The following is an 8,408-nucleotide window of genomic DNA, read 5'->3' as shown; positions in this document are numbered from 1 at the left end:
TACCTCGGCCAGAGCCTGGAGCACGGCTTCGCCGACGCCGACCTCGTGCGCGGCTACCTGGGCCAGATCAACGAGGGCCGCCAGCGTTATGACAAGGCGCTCGAGTGGTACCTGCAGGTGGAGCCGGGCGAGCATTATTTCGAGGCGCGCCTGAAGGCCGCCGTGGTGATGGGCAAACTGGGCCGGGTCGACGATGGCCGTGCCCTGCTCACCCAGCTGCCCACCTCCGGCGAGGCCGAGCAGGTCCAGGTGATCCAGGCCGAGGCGCAGCTGCTGCGCGAGGCCAAGCGTTACCAGGATGCCTATGCGGTGCTGGGGGCGGCCCTGGTCAAGATGCCGGACAGCGGCGAGTTGCTCTACGACCATGCCATGATCGCCGAGCGCCTGGACAAGCTCGACGTCCTCGAAGCCGACCTGCGCCGGCTGATCAAGCTCGAGCCGGACCATGCCCATGCCTACAATGCGCTCGGTTACACCCTGATCGACCGTACCGATCGCCTGGACGAGGGTATCGCCCTGCTCGAGAAGGCGCTCAAGCTGAGTCCGGACGATGCCTTCATCCTCGACAGCATGGGCTGGGCGCAATTCAAGGCCAAGCACCTCGACCGCGCGGTCGGCTACCTCAAGCAGGCCTTCGGCCGGCGTGCCGATCCGGAGATCGCCGCCCACCTGGGCGAGGCGCTCTGGGCAGCCGGCCAGCGCGACGACGCGCGCAAGGTCTGGCAGGGCTCCCTGCGCGAGCACCCGGACAGCGACGTCCTCCAGGAAACGGTGTCCCGTTTCAGCCACTGAGCGATGGCTCCGGGGCATCTGCTCGGCCGCATCGGCGCGCTGCTTCTGCTCGGCTTGGCCGGCTGCGCCGGTCTGCCGGTGGCGGTCGCGCCGGAGACCCTCGCCGGGCGCACGCCGGTGGAACATTTCGAACTCGACGGCCGTCTCGCGGTGCAGACCGCAGACCAGCATCTCTCCGGCAGCCTGACCTGGCGCCGCCTGGCCGGCGAGGAAACCCTGCTGATGTCGGGGCCGCTCGGCCAGGGGGCCGTGGAAATCCGCCGCCAGGGGGGGCGTCTGACGCTCAAGGGCGCCGACGGCGAGGAGATCAGCGAGGATAGCGACGAGCGCCTGATGGAGCGGGCGCTCGGCCTGCGTCTGCCGCTCGACGGCCTGGTCTGGTGGCTGTCCGCCCTGCCAAGGCCCGGGCAGCCGTTCCGTGCCGCCGCCGATGCCGACGGCCATGTCGCCCGCCTGGACCAGGACGGCTGGCACATCGAGTACAGCCGCTACCAGCTGCGCGGCGACCGCTGGCTGCCGGGCCGCCTGTTCGCCAGCCGGGGCGAGATCGAGTTCCGCCTGGTGGTCGACAACTGGGTGACGCCGTGAACGCGTTTCCCGCACCGGCCAAGCTGAACCTGTTCCTGCACGTCGTCGGCCGGCGTCCGGACGGCTATCACCTGCTGCAGACCGTGTTCCGCTTCCTGGACTACGGCGATACCGTGCACATCGCGCCCAGGGCGGACGGCGACATCCGGCTGCTGACGCCGCTGCCGGGCGTGCCCGAGCACGCCGACCTCTGTTTCCGGGCCGCCAGCCTGTTGCGGGAACACACCGGCTGCCGGCTCGGGGCCGACATCCGCCTGGAAAAGCACCTGCCCATGGGCGGGGGCCTGGGCGGCGGCAGCTCGGATGCCGCGACCGTCCTGATGGCCCTGAACCGGCTCTGGCGCCTGGACCTGCCGCGCGCCGAGTTGCAGGCACTCGGCCTGCGCCTGGGCGCCGACGTCCCGGTCTTCGTGTTCGGGCGCAGTGCCTTCGCCGAGGGTGTCGGCGAACGTCTCCGGGCGGTCAGCCTGGCACCGGCCAGCTACGTGGTGCTGGTGCCGCCCGTCCAGGTCGCCACGGCGACAATTTTTTCGCATCCGGGATTGACACGGGATACGCCAGAGTTGAAAATCCCGCCCCTCTCCGGTGGCCACAACGATCTCGAGCCGGTTGCGCTGGTGCTTTACCCCGTGATCGGCGAATATCTGCGTTGGCTGGGCCGCTACGGCGATGCCCGCATGACCGGGTCCGGGGCCTGCGTGTTCGCGGCCTTCGCGGGCCGGGCAGAGGCCGAGGCAGTGTTCGGGCAGCGGCCGGAGGGGATGAAGGGTTTTGTGGCGGACGGCCTCGACGTACATCCGATGTACGACGGGGCGGGGTCGCCGGCAGGTTAGCTTGGGGAGTCGCCAAGTGGTAAGGCACCGGATTTTGATTCCGGCATTCGTAGGTTCGATCCCTACCTCCCCAGCCAGATAATTCGCAAGCGTGCAGCGGGGCTGCACGCTTTTTGTTTTTGTTTGACGCGCGGGTAGTCCAGTGGCCTACGACAGCTTGATGGTGTTTACCGGCAACGCGAATCCCAAGCTTGCCGAGGAAGTCGCACGCAGCCTCAACATTCGTTTGGGACGGGCCACTGTCGGCCGTTTCTCGGACGGCGAGGTGGCGGTGGAGATACTCGAGAACGTCCGCGGCAAGGACGTTTTCGTGCTGCAGTCCACCTGCATGCCGACCAACGACAACCTGATGGAAGTGATGCTCATGGTGGACGCCCTGCGGCGTGCCTCGGCCGGCCGCATCACCGCCGCCATGCCTTATTTCGGCTATGCCCGCCAGGATCGCCGGGTGCGCTCGGCGCGGGTGCCGATCACCGCCCGGGTGGTGGCCGACATGCTCACCGCGGTGGGGGTCAACCGCCTGCTCACCATGGACCTGCACTCGGACCAGATCCAGGGCTTCTTCGACGTGCCGGTCGACAACGTCTATTCCACCCCCATCCTGATGGGCGACATCTGGAAGCAGAACCTGGACAACCTCCTGGTGGTGTCGCCCGACGTCGGCGGCGTGGTGCGCGCGCGCGCCGTGGCCAAGCGCCTGGACTGCGACCTGGCGATCATCGACAAGCGCCGGCCGAAGCCGAACGTGGCTAAGGTGATGCACATCATCGGCGAGGTCAAGGACCGCACCTGCATCATCATGGACGACATGGTGGATACCGCCAACACCCTGTGCGAGGCCGCTGCCGCGCTCAAGGAGCATGGTGCCAAGAAGGTGTTGGCCTACATCACCCACCCGGTGCTGTCGGGCAGCGCGATCGAGCGGATCAGCGGCTCGCAGCTCGACGAGCTGGTGGTGACCGACACCATCCCCCTGCGCGACGACGCCGTGCGTTGCGCCAAGATTCGCCAGGTGTCGGTGGCGGAACTGCTGGCGGAGACCATCCGCCGCATCAGTAACGAGGATTCGGTCAGCTCGCTGTTCACCGAGTAGCGGGCTGCTGGAGTGCCGCCTGGTCGCGGGCGGTTTTTTTTGATCATTTGGAGAACGTCATGCAATTCGAAATCAATGCCGCCAAGCGCGATGGACAAGGTTCGGGTGCGAGCCGCCGCCTGCGTCGCGCCGGCCGCGTGCCCGGCATCGTCTATGGTGCCGACCTGGCCCCCGTGGCCATCGACATCGACCACAAGGAACTGCTCCTGGGTCTGCGCAACGAGGCCTTCCACTCCTCCGTGCTGAGCCTGAACCTGGAAGGTGCCAAGCAGTCCGTGCTGCTCAAGGACGTCCAGGTCCACCCCTACAAGGTCCAGGTCCTGCACGTCGACTTCCAGCGCGTCGATGCCGGCCACAAGATCCACATGAAGGTGCCCCTGCACTTCGTCAATGCCGAGGTCAGCCCGGGCGTCAAGCTGGAAGGCGGCGTGGTCAGCCACGTGATGGCCGAAATCGAAGTCATCTGCCTGCCCGGCAGCCTGCCCGAGTACGTCGAGGTCGACTGCAAGGAACTGGCCACCGGCAACTCCATCCACCTGTCGCACATCAAGCTGCCGGCCGGTGTCGAGTCGGTCCTGGTGCACCGCGGCGAAGACCCGACCGTCGCCACCATCCTGGGCGCCAAGGCGGAGTCGGCCGATGAGGGCGAAGCGGCTGCCGAGGGCGAAGCCCCGGCCGCCTGATAGGCGATGCAGGTCGCGCCGCGACTCGTCGTCGGCCTCGGCAATCCCGGGGCCGAATATTCCGAAACCCGGCACAACGCCGGGTTTTGGTTTTGTGAGCGCCTGGCCGCCCGCCTGGGGGTGACGCTCGCGCGGGAGGCGCGTTTCCACGGCCTGGCCGGGCTCGCCCGCACTGCCGGCGCCTGGCTCCTGTTGCCGCAGACCTACATGAACCGGTCCGGCCAGGCGGTCGGCGCCCTGGCCCGGTTCCACAAGATCGCCCCGGCGGAGATCCTGGTCGTGCACGACGAGCTGGACATCCCGCCCGGTCAGCTGCGCCTCAAGTTCGGCGGCGGTCTGGGCGGCCACAACGGCCTCAAGGACATCACCGCCCACCTGGGCAGCCAGGACTACTGGCGCCTGCGCATCGGCATCGGCCATCCGGGCGACCGCAACGAGGTGGTCAACTACGTCCTCAAGCCGCCGCGCAAGGAAGAGTTCATCGAGATCGACCGCGCCATCGACCGTGCCCTCGATCTCTGGCCCCTGATCGCCCAGGCCGATTGGCCGGCCGCCACCCAGCGCGCCAATACCAAACCGAAGGAAGACCAGCCATGAAATGCGGAATCGTCGGCCTGCCCAACGTGGGCAAGTCCACCCTGTTCAACGCCCTGACCAAGTCCGGCATCGCGGCGGAGAACTATCCCTTCTGCACCATCGAGCCCAACGTCGGCATCGTCGAGGTGCCCGATCGGCGCCTGGAGCGGCTGTCCGAGATCGTCAAGCCGCAGAAGGTGCAGCATGCCATCGTCGAGTTCGTCGACATCGCCGGCCTGGTGGCGGGCGCCTCCAAGGGCGAGGGTCTGGGCAACCAGTTCCTGGCCAACATCCGCGAGACCGACGCCATCGTCCACGTGGTGCGCTGCTTCGAGGACGAGAACGTGGTCCACGTGGCCGGCAAGGTCGACCCGGTCTCCGACATCGAGGTGATCAACACGGAGCTGGCCCTGGCCGACCTGGCCACGGTGGAGAAGGCCCTGGCCCGCTACTCCAAGCAGGCCAAGGCCGGCGGCGACAAGGAGGCCAAGCTGCTGGTCGGGGTACTGGAACAGTGCCAGGCCCAGCTCAACGAGGCCAAGCCGGTGCGCGCCCTGGACCTGTCCAAGGAGGATCGGGTCCTGTTGCGGCAATTCTTCCTGCTCACCGCGAAGCCGGTCCTGTATGCGGCCAACGTCAAGGAAGGCGGCTTCGAGAACAATCCCTACCTGGATGCCGTGAACAAGCTGGCCGAGGCCGAGAAGGCCGACGTCGTGGCGATCTGTGCCGCCATCGAGGCCGAGATCGCCGATCTCTCCGACGATGACAAGCAGGTCTTCCTGGAGGACATGGGCATGCACGAGCCGGGTCTGAACCGGCTGATTCGGGCCGCCTACCACCTGCTCGGCCTGCAGACCTATTTCACCGCCGGGGTCAAGGAGGTGCGCGCCTGGACCATCCATCAGGGCGATACCGCGCCCCAGGCGGCGGGCGTGATCCACACCGACTTCGAGCGCGGCTTCATCCGCGCCCAGACCATCGCCTACGAGGATTTCATCGCCTGCGGCGGCGAGCAGGGGCCAAGGAGGCCGGCAAGATGCGCGCCGAGGGCAAGGAATACGTCGTCCGGGATGGCGACGTGATGAATTTCCTGTTCAACGTCTGAGCCCGCGCAGGCAATTTCCTCAGGTTCTATTTGACAAGCGCGGTGAACGTCGAGATAATGCCGCGCTTTCCCGGAGGGGTTCCCGAGCGGTCAAAGGGATCAGACTGTAAATCTGACGGCACTGCCTTCGAAGGTTCGAATCCTTCCCCCTCCACCAGATTTACAAAGCGCCCGATAGATCGAGTCGGGCGCCGGCTGTTAAGGTAACGGCGGGTGTAGTTCAATGGTAGAACCACAGCCTTCCAAGCTGATGACGTGGGTTCGATTCCCATCACCCGCTCCAGTTGGTCGGCCGTGTGCAAAGGTTTTCGCCCATGTGGCTCAGTGGTAGAGCACTCCCTTGGTAAGGGAGAGGTCGGCAGTTCGATCCTGCCCATGGGCACCAGTTTTCTAGTTCGTAAATTTTGCTGAGGGGTAGTAACGATGGCCAAGGAAAAGTTTGAGCGTACGAAGCCGCACGTAAACGTGGGTACGATTGGGCACGTGGACCATGGCAAGACCACGTTGACGGCGGCGATCACGACGATTCTGTCGCGTAAGTTTGGTGGTGCGGCGAAGGCGTATGCGGATATCGACAGCGCGCCGGAAGAGAAGGCCCGCGGTATCACCATCAACACCGCGCACGTGGAATACGAGACGGCGACCCGTCACTACGCCCACGTGGACTGCCCCGGCCACGCCGACTACGTGAAGAACATGATTACCGGTGCCGCCCAGATGGACGGCGCGATTCTGGTGGTGTCGGCCGCGGACGGCCCGATGCCGCAGACCCGCGAGCACATCCTGCTGGCCCGTCAGGTCGGCGTGCCGTACATCATCGTGTACATGAACAAGGCCGACATGGTCGACGACGCCGAGCTGCTCGAGCTGGTCGAAATGGAAGTGCGCGAGCTGCTGAGCAAGTACGACTTCCCGGGCGACGACATTCCCATCGTCATCGGTTCCGCGCTGAAGGCGCTGGAAGGCGACCAGAGCGACATCGGCGAGCCGAGCATCTTCAAGCTGGCGGACGCGCTGGACAGCTACATCCCGACGCCGGAGCGCGCCGTGGACAAGCCGTTCCTGCTGCCGATCGAAGACGTGTTCTCGATCTCCGGCCGTGGCACCGTGGTGACCGGTCGTGTCGAGCGCGGCATCATCAAGGTCGGTGAAGAAGTCGAGATCGTCGGCATCAAGCCGACCACCAAGACCACCTGCACCGGCGTGGAAATGTTCCGCAAGCTGCTGGACCAGGGTCAGGCCGGTGACAACGTCGGCGTGCTGCTGCGCGGCACGAAGCGTGAAGAAGTCGAGCGTGGCCAAGTGCTGGCCAAGCCGGGTTCGATCACGCCGCACACCAAGTTCAGCGCTGAGATTTACGTGCTGAGCAAGGAAGAAGGCGGCCGTCACACGCCGTTCTTCAACGGCTACCGTCCGCAGTTCTACTTCCGTACGACCGACGTGACCGGCGCGATTGAGCTGCCGGCCGGCACCGAGATGGTGATGCCTGGCGACAACGTGTCGATCACGGCCGCCCTGATCGCCCCGATCGCCATGGAAGAAGGTCTGCGCTTCGCCATCCGCGAAGGCGGTCGTACCGTCGGCGCCGGCGTCGTCGCCAAGATCATCGAGTAAGTGTTGTAAAGCGTAAGAAACAGGGCGCTCCCATGTGGGGCGCCTTGGTGTCTCTGCCGCAGGGGCATAGCTCAATTGGCAGAGCGTCGGTCTCCAAAACCGAAGGTTGGGGGTTCGAGACCCTCTGCCCCTGCCACTCTATAAAGTTTTAACGATAGCCATGGCCGACAAGATCAAACTCGCGGTTGCCTTCCTTTTGGTGGCAGCCGGGATTGCGGGGTTTTACCTGCTTTCCGGCAGTCCCACGGTGGTGCGCGTGTTGTCCGTGCTGGCCGGTGTGGGGGTGGCGGCCGGCGTCGCCTATATGACGGTGCCCGGCAAGGCGTTCTATGCCTTCAGCCAGGAATCGGTCGCCGAAGCGCGCAAGGTGGTCTGGCCCACGCGCAAGGAAACCATGCAGATGACCGGGGTCGTGATCGTATTCGTCCTGGTCATGGCGCTTTTTCTGTGGTTGGTGGACAGCAGCCTGTTCTGGCTGGTCAAGCTGGCTATGGGCAGGAGTGAGTGATGGCGATGCAATGGTACGTGGTGCATGCCTATTCCGGCTTTGAGAAGAGCGTCATGCGCGCCCTCAAGGAGCGCGTCGAGCGCGCCGGCATGCAGGATCAGTTCGGCGAGATCCTGGTTCCGGTCGAGGAAGTGGTCGAGATGAAGGGCGGCCAGAAGCGCACCTCCGAGCGCAAGTTCTTCCCCGGCTACGTCCTGGTCCAGATGGAAATGAACGACGCCACCTGGCACCTGGTCAAGAGCACCGCCAAGGTTACCGGCTTCGTCGGCGGCACGGCGAACAAGCCGGCGCCCATCCCTGAGCGCGAGGTCGACGCCATCATGCAGCAGATGCAGGAGGGCGTGGAAAAGCCGAAGCCGAAGATCACCTTCGAGGCGGGCGAGCTGGTCCGCGTCGTCGACGGTCCCTTCACCGACTTCAACGGCACGGTGGAAGAGGCCAACTACGAGAAGAGCAAGCTGCGCGTGACGGTGACCATCTTCGGTCGGCCGACACCCGTGGAACTGGATTTCTCCCAGGTGGAGAAGGCCTGACCGAGGCCCTAAACCGGCAGAGGAGCGCCGTCAGGCCGCAAGGCCGAGGGCGCGCTACCACTCAAGTCTGAAAGGAACGCCAT

The 8,408-nt window shown here is 65.6% G+C and carries 9 protein-coding genes, 5 tRNA genes and 1 pseudogene; all 15 read left to right on the top strand.

Features of this window, described 5'->3' with window-relative positions:
- On the top strand, positions 1-792 hold a 792-nt coding region (locus EZJ19_RS12725), incomplete at its 5' end, for a tetratricopeptide repeat protein (RefSeq protein ID WP_131448168.1).
- Between the two features lie 3 nt (positions 793-795).
- Positions 796-1,380 carry a lipoprotein insertase outer membrane protein LolB gene (gene lolB, locus EZJ19_RS12720; RefSeq protein ID WP_131448166.1) on the top strand — a complete coding sequence of 195 codons (585 nt, stop codon included), beginning with the start codon at positions 796-798 and terminating at the stop codon, positions 1,378-1,380.
- A complete protein-coding gene (ispE, locus tag EZJ19_RS12715; RefSeq protein ID WP_131448164.1) occupies positions 1,377-2,213 on the top strand; it encodes a 4-(cytidine 5'-diphospho)-2-C-methyl-D-erythritol kinase in 837 nt (278 codons plus the stop codon). Before lolB ends, ispE begins: the two co-directional genes overlap by 4 nt.
- A 2-nt stretch (positions 2,214-2,215) precedes the next feature.
- Positions 2,216-2,290: transfer RNA gene (locus tag EZJ19_RS12710), tRNA-Gln, on the top strand.
- Between the two features lie 65 nt (positions 2,291-2,355).
- Positions 2,356-3,306, top strand: a complete 951-nt coding sequence (locus EZJ19_RS12700) for a ribose-phosphate pyrophosphokinase (protein WP_131448162.1) — start codon at positions 2,356-2,358, stop codon at positions 3,304-3,306.
- A 59-nt stretch (positions 3,307-3,365) separates the two neighbouring features.
- Positions 3,366-3,989, top strand: a complete 624-nt coding sequence (locus EZJ19_RS12695; protein ID WP_131448157.1) for a 50S ribosomal protein L25/general stress protein Ctc — start codon at positions 3,366-3,368, stop codon at positions 3,987-3,989.
- Between the two features lie 6 nt (positions 3,990-3,995).
- Positions 3,996-4,586, top strand: coding sequence for an aminoacyl-tRNA hydrolase (gene pth / locus EZJ19_RS12690; protein WP_131448155.1), 591 nt, complete (start codon positions 3,996-3,998; stop codon positions 4,584-4,586).
- A pseudogene (gene ychF, locus EZJ19_RS12685) lies at positions 4,583-5,670 on the top strand (redox-regulated ATPase YchF). The gene pth and the pseudogene ychF overlap by 4 nt, the downstream one beginning before the upstream one ends.
- 72 nt (positions 5,671-5,742) lie before the next feature.
- A tRNA-Tyr gene (locus EZJ19_RS12680) sits at positions 5,743-5,827 on the top strand.
- A 52-nt stretch (positions 5,828-5,879) separates the two neighbouring features.
- A tRNA-Gly gene (locus EZJ19_RS12675) sits at positions 5,880-5,953 on the top strand.
- A gap of 27 nt (positions 5,954-5,980) precedes the next feature.
- Positions 5,981-6,055 (top strand) — tRNA-Thr (locus EZJ19_RS12670).
- 38 nt (positions 6,056-6,093) lie between these two features.
- The gene (gene tuf, locus EZJ19_RS12665) at positions 6,094-7,284 is read left to right on the top strand and encodes an elongation factor Tu (protein ID WP_131448131.1); all 1,191 of its coding nucleotides are present in this window, start codon (positions 6,094-6,096) and stop codon (positions 7,282-7,284) included.
- A 60-nt stretch (positions 7,285-7,344) separates the two neighbouring features.
- Positions 7,345-7,420: transfer RNA gene (locus EZJ19_RS12660), tRNA-Trp, on the top strand.
- Positions 7,421-7,444: 24 nt separating this feature from the next.
- The gene (gene secE, locus EZJ19_RS12655) at positions 7,445-7,792 is read left to right on the top strand and encodes a preprotein translocase subunit SecE (protein ID WP_131448153.1); all 348 of its coding nucleotides are present in this window, start codon (positions 7,445-7,447) and stop codon (positions 7,790-7,792) included.
- Positions 7,792-8,325, top strand: coding sequence for a transcription termination/antitermination protein NusG (nusG, locus tag EZJ19_RS12650; RefSeq protein ID WP_131448151.1), 534 nt, complete (start codon positions 7,792-7,794; stop codon positions 8,323-8,325). The genes secE and nusG overlap by 1 nt, the downstream gene beginning before the upstream one ends.
- Positions 8,326-8,408: the final 83 nt, after the last annotated feature.

This window comes from Parasulfuritortus cantonensis, from assembly GCF_004337445.1.
GTDB lineage: Bacteria > Pseudomonadota > Gammaproteobacteria > Burkholderiales > Thiobacillaceae > Parasulfuritortus > Parasulfuritortus cantonensis.
The sequence above is the reverse complement of the archived record's forward strand: the minus strand, read 5'-3'. Positions and strand labels throughout refer to the sequence as shown.